Consider the following 15,762-nt stretch of genomic DNA (forward strand, 5'->3'; position numbering starts at 1 on the left):
ATTGTACTGGTGTCGTGGTTTTCCTCGTAATCTCTGCAGTTGTACGTGCAAAGCAACTTTATCGATTTGGGTGATAGTCAATTTTGGTGTTATAGCAATTTCTCCATACAAAGAGGGCTACTTTTCAGATCGGTATGTCCAATGGAGTGATATTTGACATAAAAACCCTTTCATAAATGTGTCAATATCATGCTATCTTAATAGCTCTATTATCCTTTCCCGTTTATGAAATTCACTTTTGGATGGTTATTAGAGCATCTAGATACGACACTTTCTTTAGAGCAAATTGTTGAAGCACTGATATCTTTGGGTTTTGAGGTGGAAAATTGTCATTCGATAGGGAGAGGTTTTATCGTAGCACAAGTTACTGAGTGTAATAGGCATCCAGGGGCAGATAGATTGAGTCTCTGTAAGGTTTTTGATGGTGTGCAAGAACTACAAATTGTTTGCGGTGCACCAAATGTGAGGGGTGGTCTTAAAGTTGTACTTGCGCAGGTCGGTGCGGTTCTACCGTCTAATATGATGAAAATTAAGAAGAGCAAAATCAGAGGATGCGAGAGTCTAGGAATGCTCTGTTCTCTTGGGGAGTTAGGACTCCCTGGCGAGGATAATGGGGGCATTATTGAGCTCTCTGATGATTACAGAGTGGGGGATACTTTCACAATCGATCCACTCATTGAAATTGCTGTTACACCTAATAGGGGCGATGTATTAAGCGTACATGGCATAGCAAGGGAATTAGCTGCAGGAGGATATGGCGTTCTCATTAACACGTGTAAAGCATCCTTTGACGACTTGTATACGGAATTTAACTATGAAAACGTGTGCCAGGACTCTGGTAAGGCAATGAACGTTACAGCTAATCACGATAGGACCGTGTCTAATTCTCGTATAGTTGATCTTCAGAGCAATGCAATGATTGACGAGTTAGCTAACAATCTCTTCAAGAAGAGTACGAATGCGGAAAGTAATGCAGATACTCTATTTAATGTTTGTAACCCCACTGCCTGCCGAAGATTTTCTGGACTAGTGGTCAGAAATGTAACGAATTGTATCTCTCCAGAGTGGCTTAGGAGTAAGCTGGAAAGAATAGGTGTAAAATCGATTTCCGCCCTCGTAGATATAGCGAACTATATAATGATCTCATATGGGTTGCCGCTGCACATTTACGATCTGGATAAAATTGCTGGTGAGACTCTACAAGTATCTGTATCAGATGAGGAATACCACTTTGTTGCCTTAAATGATAAAGAGTATCGAGTACCAGCTGGGTCCATAATCATTAGGGACCGAGATATGCAATTACAGGCAGTTGCCGGAATCATAGGAAGTAAATTAAGCTCTTGTACATTATCGACACGCAATATTTTTATCGAAGCAGCGGTATTTGATCCAGTAATGGTTGCTTCTACAAAAAGGGCTATGAAAATCAGTACAGAATCTGCTTATCGATTTGAACGTGGCGTAGATCCAGATTTTACGGAAAAAGCACTAGGACTTGCTGCTCAGCTGATATCCGATGTTTGTGCCGGAAAAAAAGGGAAAATGGAGAGTTTTTTCACTAAAGATGAGAGAAAATTCATAGATTTTTCTTTATCATTTTTCACCAAACTTACTGGTATAGAGATCGACTCAGATAAGGCAGTTCAGATTCTTAAAAGACTTGGATTTGCAGTGCATATACTGGATCAGTGCATGCAAAAAGAACTGTACTATGAAAATCCTGATCTTAGAAATAAAAAAAGCTTAGCTATTGAAGAGTCTGTGCGCGACACCAATATGCCAACTGATGAGTCTGGGATTGGTTCAAAAGAGGATTTACAGATTTTCAGAGTTGTTCCTCCTAGTTGGCGCAACGATATTACCACTCAGGCGTGTATAGTTGAAGAGCTTCTTAGAGTATATGGTTATGCTCAACTGCGCAGTGTCCCTCTGAAAAGTAAGATTCCAGTAATTTTCGAGACTTCCAAGGAAGATAGAATTAGGGAAGTATTACTGAACAGGGGATTTTCTGAGGTGGTAACATGGCCGTTCATGGCAGAGAAGAAGTGTTCTGCTGATGAAAACGTCTTGCTTATCAAAAATCCGCTAGGTGCTGAGTTCAATGTTATGCGACCTAGTATCATTCCCAACTTGGTTGAAGTTGCGCAAAGAAATATCAAAAACGGGGTTCAAATCATCAAGATTTTTGAGATAGGTAACATTTATTCAACTATCCGTGAGGAAATGATGGTTGTGGGACTAGTGTGTGGCGACTCATTTCCGAGAAATGTGCATGAAAAAGCCCATAAAATGGATTTTTTTGATGCAAAAGCCGATGTAGAAGCACTTCTAACTTCTTTGGATTTAGAGGGGAGATACTCTTTCGAAAAATGCGATGGGCCGTCCTTATATCATCCTGGGAAAGTGGCTAATGTGAAAGTTAAAGATAGAGAAGTTGGTTTTGTAGGTGAATTGCATCCAAGGGTTGCTTCAAATAGGCAAATTATCGTGTTTGAGTTATTTTTAGCCAAACTTGCCTGCAGTCTTCAATTGAAGGAAAACACTTTTAGCAGATTTCCGATTGTCGAAAGGGACTTTTCCTTCGTATTTGATCTAGACAAAGTGCCACTTTGGGGTGATATTGAGAGGGGTTTACACCTGATCAGTGGTTCCATCAAAAATGTGACTCTCTTTGATAAGTATGAAGGTGATTTCAAGGGAAAACGGATGTTATCATTAGCCTTTCTCGTAAGTATGGAAAACCAAATACATGGTTTATCCCAGGAAGAAATCAAAGATCTCAGCGATCAAATTATACGTTTTATAGGGGAAAACTTTTCAGGAACCTTGCGTTTGAGTTGTTGAATACCTCGAGCAGCTTAAGTGTAAAGTTAATTCAAATATGGTACCAGGGGTTCTGAGATAAATTTTAGTAGAGTATGGAAATAAGATTGCAGTCATTGCACGATGGAGCGCGCTTTACGATTCTTGATTTGGGTAGTGATAGGCTTAAATGTGCGACGTTTAAGTTCACAAATTCCGGGGAGCTCGATCTGGTTGGTGCTGCCGAAGTACCTACGGTTGGTATAAGGGGAGGTGCTGTAATCAACATAGAAAAGGCGAAGCGCTCTATAACAGATGTTTTGGAGGCGGCTGAGAGAGTGTCAGATGAAGCAATAGATGATGTGTATGTTATTACTTCTGACACCAGTATCGCTGGAAGGCATTATGGAGAAAAAATCGAAATCAAGGATAAGAAGATTTCTGTTGCAGATGTAGAGCTTATTAAGAAAAAAATTGCTGATAGAGTGAGCACTCCAATAATACACATGTCCCAACAAGAGTGCTTTATAGATGGAGTACAGAGTGTTTCTAATCCAGTTGGAATGTATGGCAGATGCTTAAGTGCGTCGTTTTATGTTGTGAGTGGCATTAAAACTATGATGCTCAATTTGGAGAATCTTATATCTCAGTGCAATTTGAGATTTTTAGGGTGCTCATTTGCTCCATATTCGGGTGGTTATTCTGTGTTATCCAATGACGAGAAGGAAGTTGGTGCACTTGTCGTCGATATGGGTGCAGTTTCAACGACTAGTGCTGTTTTCAAAGATGGTCGTGTGTGTCATGTTGCTGGTGTTCCTATTGGTGGATCGCACGTTAGTAAGGATATAGCTTTTGGACTGAATATTGGTGTTTCAAGCGCAGAGCTACTAAAAAAGGACCGAGCAGCTCTTTTTTTGGATAAAAATAATGAGAACAATCGCGTAGATCTTTCTCTTTTTTCTGATGTTTCACACCTTAAAGAAATTAGCATGCGTGAAATTGCAGATATGGTGATCCCCCGTTTGGAGGAGACTTTTGAGCTGCTCAACGAGAAAGTTAAAGACGTTAATTTTTCTACAGTTGTGCTTACTGGAGGCGGTAGTAAAATAGGGAATATTAAGCACATAGCAGAAAAAGTTTTCTCAAAAAAGGTGCGTACTCATGGAAATACGAAAGCGCGTAATACCCATTATGGGCCTGAATACAGTGCTATTTTTGGTTTGGCAACAATGATTCTTGATTTGCGCAAGGAAGCATTGGAAAAGAAATCGGTGGGTTATATAAGAAGAATTTTAAACGCCTTTTACCTTAAAGGTGACTAGTAGTGGGTATTACATTTTCCCAGTGCGAATTTACATGCATCGGTTGCGCTTAATGCTGCGATACCACGTTATATAATTTTTTGGCAAATTCATCTAGACCTTACGCTTTGTACGTTTAATGATGAGTGGTATATGAGGTTTTTCCTGCGTACGTTTGTCGCAAGAGGTTGTTAAATAGTGGTAAGGATCTGAATTGCCGCATATTTTGGTGTATGATACCCGTTCCAGGAATAAACATTATATCTGCACGTGGGGTGCACACTGCCCGAACTGCTGAGCAGAGCTTACATCACCCACTTTGCGAAGAGCAAATAGCGTCTACGGAAGTAAACAACTGCGTTCCGCTTCTTTTTCTCTTGAGAGAAGCAACTGGGAAAAACTAGATCCAAAAAGCGCAAGAACGCTTCCGGCCACCAGCAAATGAAAATACTCCGAAAGACAGCTATAGGAGAGATAAACAATAGTGGTTGCAACAAGCATGTGAAAGGAGGCCACTCTGCTTAGGAGCCCAAGGCCAACTAAAAGCGCTGATACAAAGTCGCTCGCCGTGCATAAAACCGCCCATAGAACACTTCCTAACAGTGAAAATTTGTACTCACACAAAGCAAGCAGAAAGCGAGACAACAAGCTTGACAATCCGGAGAGACTGCAATAGAAAAAAACCCCAACCATCCAGAGCCTTATAGTCAAAACCAGTAGTGGGACAAAATACTCTTCAAGAACGACCGGCACGCATCTGAGGATGCTAAAAAAAAATCGCGTTTTGGAGTCCAATCTTAAGAAGCATAAGACTAATGGCGGAAATTATATACCTATTTCTCCATTAAAGCAAGAGAGTTCGATCCTGTTCACACTTTAATGAGTAGTGAACAAATTGTATGTAATTGCCGTTGCACAGCGTAAACGTATACTGTCTGGCCCTATTTATGTGCTTGCAAAGATGTTAGAATCCTTAGCTGTTGGCGTAAGGAAGTGGATAATGGAAGGCTATATCTTCATTGGCCTCTTTTTTGTTGTAGCGTGCTTTATTAGCTGTGTGATGCTTATTTTGCCGGTTTTTATTGCACCTTCTTCGCATGAGAGGCATAAGGGCGATAGCTACGAGTGCGGCTTTGACAAATTAAGTTCCACTGGTGAAAGGTTTAATGTCCGATTTTATTTAGTGGGGATACTGTTTATTGTCTTTGATCTGGAGATAATTTTTCTTTTCCCATGGGCTGTAAGTGCTAGAGAGCTCGGTCCTACAGCTTTTGTTTCAGTGGTAGTCTTTCTTGCTATTCTGACCGTTGGTTTTGTTTACGAGTTTATTTCGGGTGCACTAGATTGGAGGTAGATGCTCTGGTTGAAAGATTTATTGTGTTGGTAGATCTTTTTATGTGCAGAGATTTTTTCGTTCGTCTTGTGTAGCGCTTTGATGTTAGTAATTTTGCCGTGAGTAAGTGTCGTTTTTGTTTTCCTGGTGGAGTTGCGTCAGTTTTAGTAGTTTGTGAAAGTAAGCTAGACTGTTTTTGCTTAATTACTTGATAGATTATGAAAAATAGTTTGAGTGATGTAGGTACTCTTCCTAGTATGGACAATAGTGGTTATCTCGTTGCTAAACTTGATGACCTTATAAATTGGGCCAGATCCGGTTCTTTGTGGCCGATGACTTTTGGTTTGGCGTGCTGTGCGGTTGAGATGATGCATTTTACTGCTAGTCGATATGACATGGATAGATTCGGAATGATTTTCAGGCCGAGTCCGAGGCAGTCTGATGTCATGATCGTTGCTGGTACCCTGACTAATAAGATGGCACCAGCGCTTCGCAGGGTGTACGATCAAATGGCTGAGCCCAAGTATGTAATCTCAATGGGAAGTTGTGCTAATGGTGGAGGATACTATCATTACTCCTATTCCGTCGTGAGAGGTTGTGATAGGATTGTACCCGTGGATGTATATGTTCCTGGTTGTCCACCTACCGCAGAAGCGCTTTTGTATGGTGTTTTATGCCTTCAGAAAAAGATAAACCGTCAGAGAAACTTTATCAGGAGATAAACCGATTTACCGAATATGGCTATTGACACAAGTAAAGTTGATGCTCTAATTAATGCACCTGGGCAGTGTGTTATTAGTTCCTCCCTGGAGTCCCTGGTTGAGCTTATCTCTTATTTGTCTTCCTGTGGCTTTGAGCAGCTGGTTGATATTTTTGGGATAGATTACTTGGAGCGAGAAAAAAGAATTGAAGTTGTTTACCTTTTGCTCGATTTAAAGAATAACAGAAGGTGTTGCGTGAAGGTATGTGTAGATCCAGTCTCTGAGAAGGTTCCTACATGTTGTGGTATTTTTTCAGTCGCGAATTGGTTCGAAAGGGAGGTTTATGACATGTATGGTGTGGTTTTCGAAAGTCATCCCGATCTTCGTAGGATACTTACAGACTACGGTTTTGAAGGTTTTCCGATGTTGAAGGACTTTCCTCTTACCGGTTATAAGGAGGTGAGGTACGATCTTGAGTCGAAGGAAGTTGTTTATGAGAAGGTTGATCTTTCTCAAGATTATAGGTCGTTCGATTCTCTTACTCCATGGGAAGGAGCGGGCCACTTAAATCTCCCACTTGATGGGAAAAAAGAGTAGTTATGTGCCCTTGTGGCGGAACGGTAGACGCGGCAGACTCAAAATCTGCTATCCTCGCGGATGTGCTGGTTCAAATCCAGTCAAGGGTATTTAGAGTTTTTCAGGATTTTCTGACCTTTTTATTTTGTGATTTTTCGCCTGGCTCCGTGATTTTGTACCTCAGTTGAACAAATGAGAATAGCAATTAATGGTTTTGGTCGCATAGGTAGAGCGATTTTGAGGATATTGATAGGTTCTCCGTGCGGTGAATTAGAAATAGTAGCAGTAAACACGCCTAGCCCCGTTGAGAATTGTCTGCACCTCTTGAGATATGATTCTGTACACGGAAAATTTGAGTGTTCGATGTCTTTAGTTGGCGACAATGTCGCTATGTTAAATGGTGTACCAGTTCGATTTTCTAGACAGACGGATATATCGCTTCTTGATTGGCATGCTATAGGTGTTGACATCGTTTTAGAATGTAGTGGGGTTTTTAATTCTCACGCTAAAGCGTCGGGTCATCTTCGAGCTGGTGCTAAAGCTGTTTTAGTTTCTGCACCTGTTTCAGATGCTGATTCTATAATAATTTATGGGGTGAATCATCATTCTTTCACTCCTTCTGACAGAATAATTTCAGTCGGTTCGTGTACCACTAATTGTCTCGTACCGCTAATCGAAGTAGTACATAAAAATTTTGGTGTTGAAGCTGCTTTTATGACTACCATACACTCATATACGAACGACCAAAATGTTGTTGACAATAGTCACAGGGATTTGCGTCGTGGTAGGGCTTGTGCGACATCAATTATTCCGACTACAACGGGGGTGACAAAGATTATAGGGAAAATATTCCCTGATTTGGATGGAAAAATTGATGGCGTTGCAGTCAGGGTACCGACACCCAATGTTTCAATGGTGGATTTGACAGTTACTACTTCTAGATCGGTTACTGTTGATGAAGTAAACAATGCATTTATCAAAGCAGAATCTTCTTATTTAAGTGGTGTTCTCTCAACTTGTGCTGAACCACTAGTGTCAGTGGATTTTAATAAAGATTCCCATAGTGCGATAGTTGATCTTACTGGTACTTATGTTGTCGGCGATGGGTTGCTACGTTTGAGTGCCTGGTATGATAACGAGTGGGGTTTTTCTGCACGTATGTTAGATGTAGCTAGATTTATTAGTACTCACTTATAAGGTTATTGTATCTTTGTTCCAGCAATTCGCGAAATAGTATGGGTTTTACTGTACGCTGGTGTAGCAAAAAGATCTTTTTTATACTTCCAGGTACTTTGGTGTCTATACTTTTTATGTAGTTAGTTTGGATTGGAAAGTCACATACTGTATTACAGCGTCAAAATTCGTTATGTTGACGGGAACGGTTTGTGGGTGTAATTGCATGGGTTGCTTTTCTTCAATGGGAATATTGCAGTTGCATTTAGCACTGCAGAGGTGACATGACTATCTGACGCAAAATAGTAATGAATGTTTTCAAGTTATCTGTAAATGATTGATATAGAAGATGTAAAAGACTGCAGAGTAGTTCTTCGGGTCGATTTTAATGTTCCAGTTAATCAAGAGGGTTCAATAATTGATTTTTCTAGGATTGCGGTGGTTTTGCCAACTATAAATCTACTTTTAAAAAATGGTTGCAGTATATTATTGCTCTCTCATTTTGGTAAACCAACTGCTGCTACTAAGGAGAAATTCTCATTTGAGAGAATCATTGGACAGATTTGTCGGTTTACTGGCTTGAATATACGTGTTGTACCGGATCCAAGTGATGAACTTCTGCTCAAACGTGGGGAGATTGTACTCTTAGAAAACATAAGATTCTTTGCTGGTGAGGTGGAGAACGATTCTAAATTTGCAATGCTCATTGCAAGACACGGTGATGTGTATGTAAATGATGCTTTTTCTGTTTCGCACAGGGAACACGCATCCATAGTGGGACTACCACAATTTCTTCCATCTGCTATGGGTTTGGCATTTTTACGGGAGTATCAAGAGCTAGACAGTGCAGCTACAAGGAGTACTGTTGCAGTGATTGGTGGTAGCAAAATTTCAACGAAGCTTCCATTAATACGAGGTCTTCTGAAAAAAGTAAAAATGGTAATATTAGGTGGTGCTCTAGTAAATGTGATATTGCGTTCTAGGGGGTATAGCATAGGTAGATCCGTATGTGAGGATTGTCACTGTGATATTTCATTATCTGAACTTTTTATACCATTTGATTTCGTTACCTCACGTGGGGTTGAGGATCGAAATTTCCACATTAGTGATGCCAGGATGATCCCTAAAGATGAAATGATTTTGGATATAGGGCCGGCATCGCTCATTGCAATGAAGAGCATCCTTTCAAAAGCAGAGAAGATTTTATGGAATGGTCCAATTGGTGCTTTTGAATTTGAACCGTTTTGTGCTGGTACAAATGAGTTAGCTCAATTTATTTCTTTCCTAACAAAGAATGCGAATATCAAGAGTATAATAGGAGGAGGCGATACTTTAGCTGCAATTAAGTCACTTCAGGAGCCATGTTTTTCCTATATTTCTACATCTGGGGGTGCTTTTCTTAAATTTCAGGAGGAGGGTACACTTCCTGGGATAAAAGCCATCAAGACGGTCTATAACCTTGGTTAATTGGAAAGAGGACGTATATAGGAAGCATAAAGTTATATAGGATAACAAAGGCGGGAGCGCTATAAATCAGATAGGAGTTGAAGTTTCATCTCATTTCTCTATATATGCGGGAGCTTGAATTGTACTCTCTCTTTTTTGAATTTAAAGTCTGAAACTTCCGTAGAAGGAAAGCTTTTTTTCAAAAATGACACAAGATCTTGCACAAGTATTTCTGGAGCTGAAGCGCCTGAGCTAATTCCTATTTTACCCACTCCTTTAAACCAATCGAGTTGGACTTCATTGTAATTATCTATGAGAAATGCTTTTTGGCATATTTTCGATGAAACACGCATTAGATTCCTTGAATTAGAACTGTTGGTAGAGCCAATTATCAACATTAGGTCTACTTTTTTTGCAAGTGCTTTTACAGTTTCTTGTCTGTTTTGAGTTGCGTAGCATACATCGGACTGCCCCACCACATTTGGGAATTTTTTCTTTATCTTGTTTATCATTGTTGACACGTACTCAAGCGCAAGTGTGCTCTGTGTGACGTATGCTAATTTCCCAGCTATTGTGGGGAGATTATCTATATCTTCGGGCTCTTGGACAATGTAAGTTTGTGCCCTGGTTCTTCCGACTGTTCCGATTATTTCAGCATGATTTCTGTTTCCTATAACTAGAATAGTAAAGCCTTCTTTTTCAAATCTCTGAACCTCACGATGTATTTTTGAGACCAGAGGACAGGTTGCATTTACGAGTACTAAGTCTAGTGACTGTGCGTATTTTTCAATCTCTTCAGAGACACCGTGTGCGCTGAAAATCAGTACTGACTCTGGTTTTACTTTAGTGATGTCTTCTATAAAAGTCACACCCTGTGCTTCGAAATTCTGGACAACACTGGAGTTGTGAACTATTTCATGGTAGACGAAAATTTTTTTTTCTGGATACCTTCTTATTGCTATCTCCACTGTTTCTATTGCACGTTCAACACCTGCGCAGAAGCCTCTGGGGGAGGCAATAAATATTTGCATCTTAGTTTCTTCTTTACAGCGATGGCCTGTGTACCCGGTAGCACTCAGCAAGGAATTTGTCAATTCTTACAGGGTCTCTGTACATTTTAGTATTAGCATTATTATGCTCCAAGTAAAATTCTTTGGCCGGCTTTGTGAATGTTTCAAACAGAGATATACTTGACTCGGATGCCTTTTTAGTGCTGTTAGCAGTGTATCTTTGAGGATTCTTCTATCAAATGAAAAAGTTTGGGACGGCGCTGTGTCAGTTTGATCGGGATTTGATTCTGCAATACGGCGGTGCTAGATTCCTTATCTATTATCATTGGGGGGAAATCATCGGTGAAGATGAGAGATTTAATGGTTTAACGGTCAAGCAAGTTTCATATAGCGGTACTGGGAATATCATTACAGTTTACGTGCGTGCAAGAAACTCCGGAAACGCAGTGAAACTTCGCCACTGCATCGAGGAATTGGAGGAACGCATAAAGTTATGTGCTAAAATTGACTGTGCAATCAAGATAGTCTTGTCGCTATGATCTTGATAACTAGGCCGGTCGAGGATGCGATATATCTGCAGCAGCGGCTAAAAAGTTTGAACATAGAAAGTCTTGTGGAACCACTCTTTGTTCTGCAGCCGCTTTGGTTTGATGTTGCCGACCTCATTGCTGCAAAGATTGTTGTTAGTAGTAAAAATGCCATTAGAGCTCTCGCTTGGGCTAGGGCAAGTAGAGATTTACAATTGTATACGATGAGTGACAATATTGCTGAGTTTGCAATTTTTAGTAGATTTTCTAATGTTGTTTCCTGTGGTTGTGGTACAGCTAAGGAACTAGAGGCTTATGTACTTTCCCACTTTAGCAAAGATGAGAGAGTTATTTATCTTTCTGGAGCGGAGATAACAAGGGATATTGTTTCTTCATGTTTAGAAAGGGGTTTCAAATCAGTAGAGCGTCGAATCTGCTATATGATGTGTCCGGTGAAAGAGTTTTCTAGTAATGTCTATGATGCGTTAATGAGAAAAAGCATTAGTGGTGTAATCTTGCTTTCCAGGCAGGCTGCGGTTTTATGCAAATCACTATTTCTTAAATATGGCATAAGTCCAAGTTTTTTTTCTTACTTTGTTATGAGTTCCAGGATAGCATCTACTTTGAGTTGTGATACAGTTTACGTATCTAGTGTGCCCACTTTGGATGCTCTTGTTGATGTAATAGAAAGGCATTACTATGTTGAGCGGAAAACTTAACTCACTAGAGTTATACTTACTGTAGGTTTGTGAGATGGTGTGTGGTCGCTTGTTTTACTGTATAGACAGGTGGTTGTGTTTAAGGGATTTTTGCAATGTTTGAGGGGTGTGATTATTTGGTAAAGAAAAAGATCTTGCAGTCTAAATCGGGTACTTTTCTTGTTGCGAAAATATCGAATCCGCTTTCTTACAAAGTTTTTTCTTATGATCAAAGGAAATGTGAGGGGTATCTGCTCGAGTTAGAAAAACGAATGCTTGCGGCTGGTTTAAATATCGTAGCGTTTAAGCCACCAGTTATTCTGATTCTTGAGAGTAGTGCAAGTTCCGTGTGGAGTATATATGAAAAGATAACAGAGATTGCTTCTTCCATATTTCTCGAGTACGTGAGCTTTGCTGTAGGTTACTATGTTTTTTCGTTTGAGGCACCAAGTGAAGTGATAAGAAAAGCCTTCGCAGCTGTTTCTTTTGGTGAAAAAGAGGGTAGTGGGATTGTCGATTATGCAAGCTGTACTTCGCAGTTACAAGAATTCTCGAATGCAGTTGCAAAAGCTACGGTGTTGCACAGTGCACTGAGAAACAACGAGTTACTAAACGTCTTTCAGCCAATTGTTGATATAGAGACTTCACGTGTAATTTTTAGTGAGTTCCTATTGAGGGTTAAGGGCGAAGAAAGTATCAGGAGTTGTATAGTTGCAGCAGAAAAAACGCATTTGATTTCTGTAGTAGATAAATTTGTTTTCAAGCGCGTTATTGAGCTTCTTGAGCGTCATAGTGATCTAAGATTGTCATTTAATCTTTCCATGCTAAGTGCAAGTGACGAGTTACAGATAGAGGGATTTTTAAAATCCTTTGCTACGCTGCAATTTGTTGCAAAAAGGCTAGTTGTAGAGATTACGGAGGGAATATTATTGTCCAATACAGACAAGATGTTCGACTTTATCTTTAAATTAAAATCCCTTGGATGTGGTATAGCTCTAGATGATTTCGGAAGGAATTTCTATCTCCCTTTCTCGCAGCTTGAGAAATTACCGATAGATTATCTTAAGCTTGATAGAGAGTTCGCTGGGGAAATTAAAACTAGTAAGAATGCTTCTATCTTTATTAAAAGTATTCTTGAGATTGCAAATAACTTGAACATTAAGGTAGTTGCGGAGTTTGTTGAAGACAAAAGTGTCTTTGATTTGTTTAAGGAATTAGGAATCAGATATATGCAGGGTAACTATCTATACGAGGCCAGTTCGGAGCTAAAAAATTCTGTAAGTGCATGAAGAAAATCTCCATTTTGGGTTCTACTGGTTCGGTTGGTTGTCAATCTGTTGATGTGGTCTCTCGTTTCTATAGAGATGCAATTAAAGTTGACGCACTGAGCTGTAATAGTAACCACGCATTGTTAATACAGCAGGCGCGTTTATTATCTCCACAAAGGGTTTTTGTCGCTGATGAGTCTTCTTATAGGGAAGTTAAAACTGCGTTATGTTCACAGAATATAGAAGTCATACTTGATCGAGAGATCGAAATAGGCAATGCACTTTGTGACAATGATATGCTTATTGTAAGCATTTCTGGAATCGCTGCCTTAAACCCGATATATAGCGCGATAAGTCGAGGGATTAAAGTTGCGACTTCCAATAAGGAAAGCCTTGTGTGTGGAGGTAGTCTACTCTTACCCTTTGTTGATAAGATCATTCCTTTGGACTCCGAGCATCATGCTATAGCGAGGTTATTGCATTCCAAACCTCCCGCGTTTGTCTCAGGAATTACTTTAACTGCTAGTGGTGGACCGTTTTTTCGTAAGGGAAAGAGAAATGTTACGGTTGCTTGTGCTCTTGCTCATCCAATTTGGAAGATGGGTAAGAAAAATTCAGTGGATTCTGCCACTATGATGAATAAAGTTTTGGAGGTCATAGAAGCACACTACCTTTTCCGAATACCTAAAGAAAAAATTTCTGTTCTGATACATCCGGAAGCTCTAATACACGGAATGGTTGATTTTTTAGACGGTTCTCAGCACGCTTTTATATCCCTACCAGATATGAGAGTTGGGATAAATAATGCGCTTGCCGGATTGGTTGAAGGTGGTTATGAGAACACCTATGCCTACGGTAAGGTTCCTTTGGCAACGAGAAAATTGACATTCTATGCCGCAAAAGAGGAGGAATTTCGAGCACTAAAATTTCTTAAAACTGATCAAGAAATTGTGCTGAGTGCGGTAAATGATCTTGCTGTAGAAGATTTTCTTGCTGGGAAACTAGATTTTCATAGTATACCGGACTTCATTTCCTCTGGGTTGGACAAATTTCAATACAATAAAGCTGATGTTAAGAACATTGGTGACGTCTTTTCTATTTATGATAAGGCTCAGTGTGTATGTAAGAGTGACAACAGTGACTCATTTTCCAAGAAGTATCATCCGTTAGTATCAGGCGTGTAAACTTGTGCTGTAGATGTTTGTACCTACTGATTTTCCAACGTATCTTTTTATTGCAGCAAAACCGATTGACCCTATCCTATAAGCGCTCATGAGTGCAGGATTGACTAACTTTTTTTGTATATAGAACGCGCTACGTGCTTTTTATCCTCTAGCAGTCCACGCGAGGGCTCTGACAAGTTATTGCCTCGTATACTAAGGGCAGGAAAGCTATACTTTTAATGGGTCATACTTGCCAGGTGATTTGTGGTTCGATTTGTGGAGTTCAACAAGTTTTTGAGCAGCCTTCAAAGGAGGCTCAATTTCCTGATCAGTCCCTGTGTGCAATGTAAGCTTTCCGCTTCTTTCCTGAATATATTTGCACTTTTCTTGTACTTCATCTTTGGTAAGTAGATCGGACTTTGTAAGAAGAATAAAGTGCTCTTTTGTTTCTAGATTCTTACTATAGAGAGAGAGTTCCTCCAATAAGAGTGTATAAACTGAGTAAATGTCCTTTTCTGTTCCGTCTACAAGATATATCAATGCCTTGCAGCGTTCTATATGTTTCAAAAATTTGAATCCTAATCCGAGGTTTTTATGAGCTCCTTGGATAATACCAGGAATATCCGCTATGACTATTTCACGGTTGTTTATTTCCGCTATTCCTACAATTGGCTCAAGCGTTGAAAAAGGATAGTCGGCGATTTTTGGTTTAGCATTCGAACACCTAGATAAAAACGTAGATTTTCCTGCGTTCGGGAGTCCGACTAAGCCAATATCTGCTAATATTTTTAAATTTAAAATTACGGTCTTTTCTTCGCCAGGTTCACCATAGGTAAACTCGGTTGCGGCCCGGTTTAATGAATTTTTAAATGTTGCATTACCCCGACCACCTTTTCCACCGAAAGCAGAAATGAAGCTTTGTTTAGGCTGTTCCAAATCAGATAAGAGTACTCCATCCTGTGTAAGTATCTGGGTGCCTACAGGTACCTTGCAAACCAGGTCAGAACCACTTTCACCACGTTTATTAGATTTTCTGCCGGGTTTCCCATTTTTAGCTTTGAGGTGGGCCCTATGCCGGTAATCCAGTAATGTATTGAGATTCTCGTCTGTGACAAAGACCACGTCTCCTCCATTTCCTCCGCAACCACCATCTGGTCCACCAAACTCAACAAACTTCTCTCTTCGAAAGCTTGAACAGCCGTCTCCACCGTTTCCTGCCTTTAAAAAAACTTTTACTTCGTCTATGAATTTCAAATTTCACTCTCCATTTAAATTTAAGGTGTGTTTTCTATATCGGTTGTATTTTGAAAATTGTCTTCTGTCAGGTTCATTGTATAGTAATTTTCGCTTTTACCTAAATATAGCTCAAAAAGGTAAATAGCGCTTTTTCTAGGTATGTGAAGTGATAATTGCTGTCTATTTAAATGTTACAAAATTTGTTTTGCTGCCTAAGCACACAATGATTCCACCTACAGATGTAAACAAGGCTCGTTCATTCTGTCTAATATGTCTAATGAAGGGACTTTTCTTGATTGAGTAAGGATAAGTACAAAAAATTTTTACATAAGACAATGAGAGTGAACTCCGCTCTATGTAATGAGGTGACTTTTTTCGATTTGATAAGACAAATGGTATAGGTTTTAGAAGAATATTCTTTTTATAATTTTGCAAGGAGTATAACTCGGGATTGTGGAGCAGCATGGCTCTTATACATGTAGTAGTCCATTGTACAAAGCCACGGTCCCTATTATAAGATCTTGT

General features: G+C 39.7%; 14 protein-coding genes and 1 tRNA gene. 12 read left to right on the plus strand and 3 right to left on the minus strand.

Features of this window, described 5'->3' with window-relative positions:
* The first annotated feature begins 225 nt into the window (after positions 1-225).
* Both ytpR and ftsA read left to right on the plus strand, forming a co-directional pair.
* On the plus strand, positions 226-2,847 hold the full coding sequence (ytpR, locus tag AS219_RS01680; protein WP_067979244.1) for a YtpR family tRNA-binding protein: 2,622 nt from the start codon (positions 226-228) through the stop codon (positions 2,845-2,847).
* A 74-nt stretch (positions 2,848-2,921) separates the two neighbouring features.
* The gene (gene ftsA / locus AS219_RS01685) at positions 2,922-4,127 is read left to right on the plus strand and encodes a cell division protein FtsA (RefSeq protein ID WP_067979249.1); all 1,206 of its coding nucleotides are present in this window, start codon (positions 2,922-2,924) and stop codon (positions 4,125-4,127) included.
* A 318-nt stretch (positions 4,128-4,445) separates the two neighbouring features.
* Here the strand turns inward: ftsA and AS219_RS01690 are convergent, their stop codons facing one another.
* On the minus strand, positions 4,446-4,859 hold the full coding sequence (locus tag AS219_RS01690; RefSeq protein ID WP_231861822.1) for a hypothetical protein: 414 nt from the start codon (positions 4,857-4,859) through the stop codon (positions 4,446-4,448).
* A gap of 133 nt (positions 4,860-4,992) precedes the next feature.
* On the opposite strand from AS219_RS01690, the gene AS219_RS01695 reads away from it, so the two are divergent.
* From AS219_RS01695 to AS219_RS01720, 6 genes are all read left to right on the plus strand, one after another.
* Positions 4,993-5,460 carry an NADH-quinone oxidoreductase subunit A gene (locus tag AS219_RS01695; RefSeq protein WP_231861823.1) on the plus strand — a complete coding sequence of 156 codons (468 nt, stop codon included), beginning with the start codon at positions 4,993-4,995 and terminating at the stop codon, positions 5,458-5,460.
* A gap of 236 nt (positions 5,461-5,696) precedes the next feature.
* Positions 5,697-6,161 (plus strand): NuoB/complex I 20 kDa subunit family protein, encoded by a 465-nt coding sequence (locus tag AS219_RS01700; protein ID WP_231861875.1) that lies wholly within the window; start codon positions 5,697-5,699, stop codon positions 6,159-6,161.
* A 15-nt stretch (positions 6,162-6,176) separates the two neighbouring features.
* Positions 6,177-6,737 (plus strand): NADH-quinone oxidoreductase subunit C, encoded by a 561-nt coding sequence (locus AS219_RS01705; protein ID WP_067979259.1) that lies wholly within the window; start codon positions 6,177-6,179, stop codon positions 6,735-6,737.
* 6 nt (positions 6,738-6,743) lie between these two features.
* Positions 6,744-6,826, plus strand: a tRNA-Leu gene (locus tag AS219_RS01710).
* Positions 6,827-6,908: 82 nt separating this feature from the next.
* Positions 6,909-7,913 carry a type I glyceraldehyde-3-phosphate dehydrogenase gene (gene gap / locus AS219_RS01715; protein WP_067979261.1) on the plus strand — a complete coding sequence of 335 codons (1,005 nt, stop codon included), beginning with the start codon at positions 6,909-6,911 and terminating at the stop codon, positions 7,911-7,913.
* A 309-nt stretch (positions 7,914-8,222) separates the two neighbouring features.
* A complete protein-coding gene (locus tag AS219_RS01720) occupies positions 8,223-9,356 on the plus strand; it encodes a phosphoglycerate kinase (RefSeq protein ID WP_067979264.1) in 1,134 nt (377 codons plus the stop codon).
* A 98-nt stretch (positions 9,357-9,454) separates the two neighbouring features.
* Here AS219_RS01720 and ispH read toward each other — a convergent pair whose 3' ends face one another.
* The gene (ispH, locus tag AS219_RS01725) at positions 9,455-10,366 is read right to left on the minus strand and encodes a 4-hydroxy-3-methylbut-2-enyl diphosphate reductase (RefSeq protein WP_067979267.1); all 912 of its coding nucleotides are present in this window, start codon (positions 10,364-10,366) and stop codon (positions 9,455-9,457) included.
* 218 nt (positions 10,367-10,584) lie between these two features.
* Between ispH and AS219_RS01730 the strand changes: the two genes are divergently transcribed.
* The 4 genes from AS219_RS01730 to AS219_RS01745 all read left to right on the plus strand — a co-directional run bounded on the left by AS219_RS01730 (position 10,585) and on the right by AS219_RS01745 (position 14,022).
* Positions 10,585-10,884 (plus strand): hypothetical protein, encoded by a 300-nt coding sequence (locus AS219_RS01730; RefSeq protein ID WP_067979270.1) that lies wholly within the window; start codon positions 10,585-10,587, stop codon positions 10,882-10,884.
* Positions 10,881-11,591 (plus strand): uroporphyrinogen-III synthase, encoded by a 711-nt coding sequence (locus tag AS219_RS01735; protein ID WP_067979273.1) that lies wholly within the window; start codon positions 10,881-10,883, stop codon positions 11,589-11,591. The genes AS219_RS01730 and AS219_RS01735 overlap by 4 nt, the downstream gene beginning before the upstream one ends.
* Positions 11,592-11,686: 95 nt before the next feature.
* Entirely contained in the window at positions 11,687-12,859 is a 1,173-nt protein-coding gene (locus tag AS219_RS01740) for an EAL domain-containing protein (protein WP_067979275.1), read from the plus strand.
* Entirely contained in the window at positions 12,856-14,022 is a 1,167-nt protein-coding gene (locus tag AS219_RS01745; RefSeq protein WP_067979279.1) for a 1-deoxy-D-xylulose-5-phosphate reductoisomerase, read from the plus strand. Before AS219_RS01740 ends, AS219_RS01745 begins: the two co-directional genes overlap by 4 nt.
* Before the next feature lie 207 nt (positions 14,023-14,229).
* Here the strand turns inward: AS219_RS01745 and obgE are convergent, their stop codons facing one another.
* A complete protein-coding gene (gene obgE / locus AS219_RS01750; protein WP_067979282.1) occupies positions 14,230-15,255 on the minus strand; it encodes a GTPase ObgE in 1,026 nt (341 codons plus the stop codon).
* Positions 15,256-15,762 lie beyond the last annotated feature (507 nt).

The organism is Neorickettsia sp. 179522 (genome assembly GCF_001593535.1).
Lineage (GTDB): Bacteria > Pseudomonadota > Alphaproteobacteria > Rickettsiales > Anaplasmataceae > Neorickettsia > Neorickettsia findlayensis.

What these genes read in the sequence shown, in the direction of transcription:
- AS219_RS01700 (WP_231861875.1), top strand. Translation starts at nt 5,697, where the DNA reads ATGGACAATAGTGGTTATCTCGTTGCTAAACTTGATGACCTTATAAAT.
- AS219_RS01705 (WP_067979259.1), top strand. Translation starts at nt 6,177, where the DNA reads ATGGCTATTGACACAAGTAAAGTTGATGCTCTAATTAATGCACCTGGG.
- AS219_RS01740 (WP_067979275.1), top strand. Translation starts at nt 11,687, where the DNA reads ATGTTTGAGGGGTGTGATTATTTGGTAAAGAAAAAGATCTTGCAGTCT.
- AS219_RS01730 (WP_067979270.1), top strand. Translation starts at nt 10,585, where the DNA reads ATGAAAAAGTTTGGGACGGCGCTGTGTCAGTTTGATCGGGATTTGATT.
- ytpR (WP_067979244.1), top strand. Translation starts at nt 226, where the DNA reads ATGAAATTCACTTTTGGATGGTTATTAGAGCATCTAGATACGACACTT.
- gap (WP_067979261.1), top strand. Translation starts at nt 6,909, where the DNA reads ATGAGAATAGCAATTAATGGTTTTGGTCGCATAGGTAGAGCGATTTTG.
- AS219_RS01735 (WP_067979273.1), top strand. Translation starts at nt 10,881, where the DNA reads ATGATCTTGATAACTAGGCCGGTCGAGGATGCGATATATCTGCAGCAG.
- AS219_RS01720 (WP_067979264.1), top strand. Translation starts at nt 8,223, where the DNA reads ATGATTGATATAGAAGATGTAAAAGACTGCAGAGTAGTTCTTCGGGTC.
- ispH (WP_067979267.1), bottom strand. Translation starts at nt 10,366, where the DNA reads ATGCAAATATTTATTGCCTCCCCCAGAGGCTTCTGCGCAGGTGTTGAA.
- ftsA (WP_067979249.1), top strand. Translation starts at nt 2,922, where the DNA reads ATGGAAATAAGATTGCAGTCATTGCACGATGGAGCGCGCTTTACGATT.
- AS219_RS01745 (WP_067979279.1), top strand. Translation starts at nt 12,856, where the DNA reads ATGAAGAAAATCTCCATTTTGGGTTCTACTGGTTCGGTTGGTTGTCAA.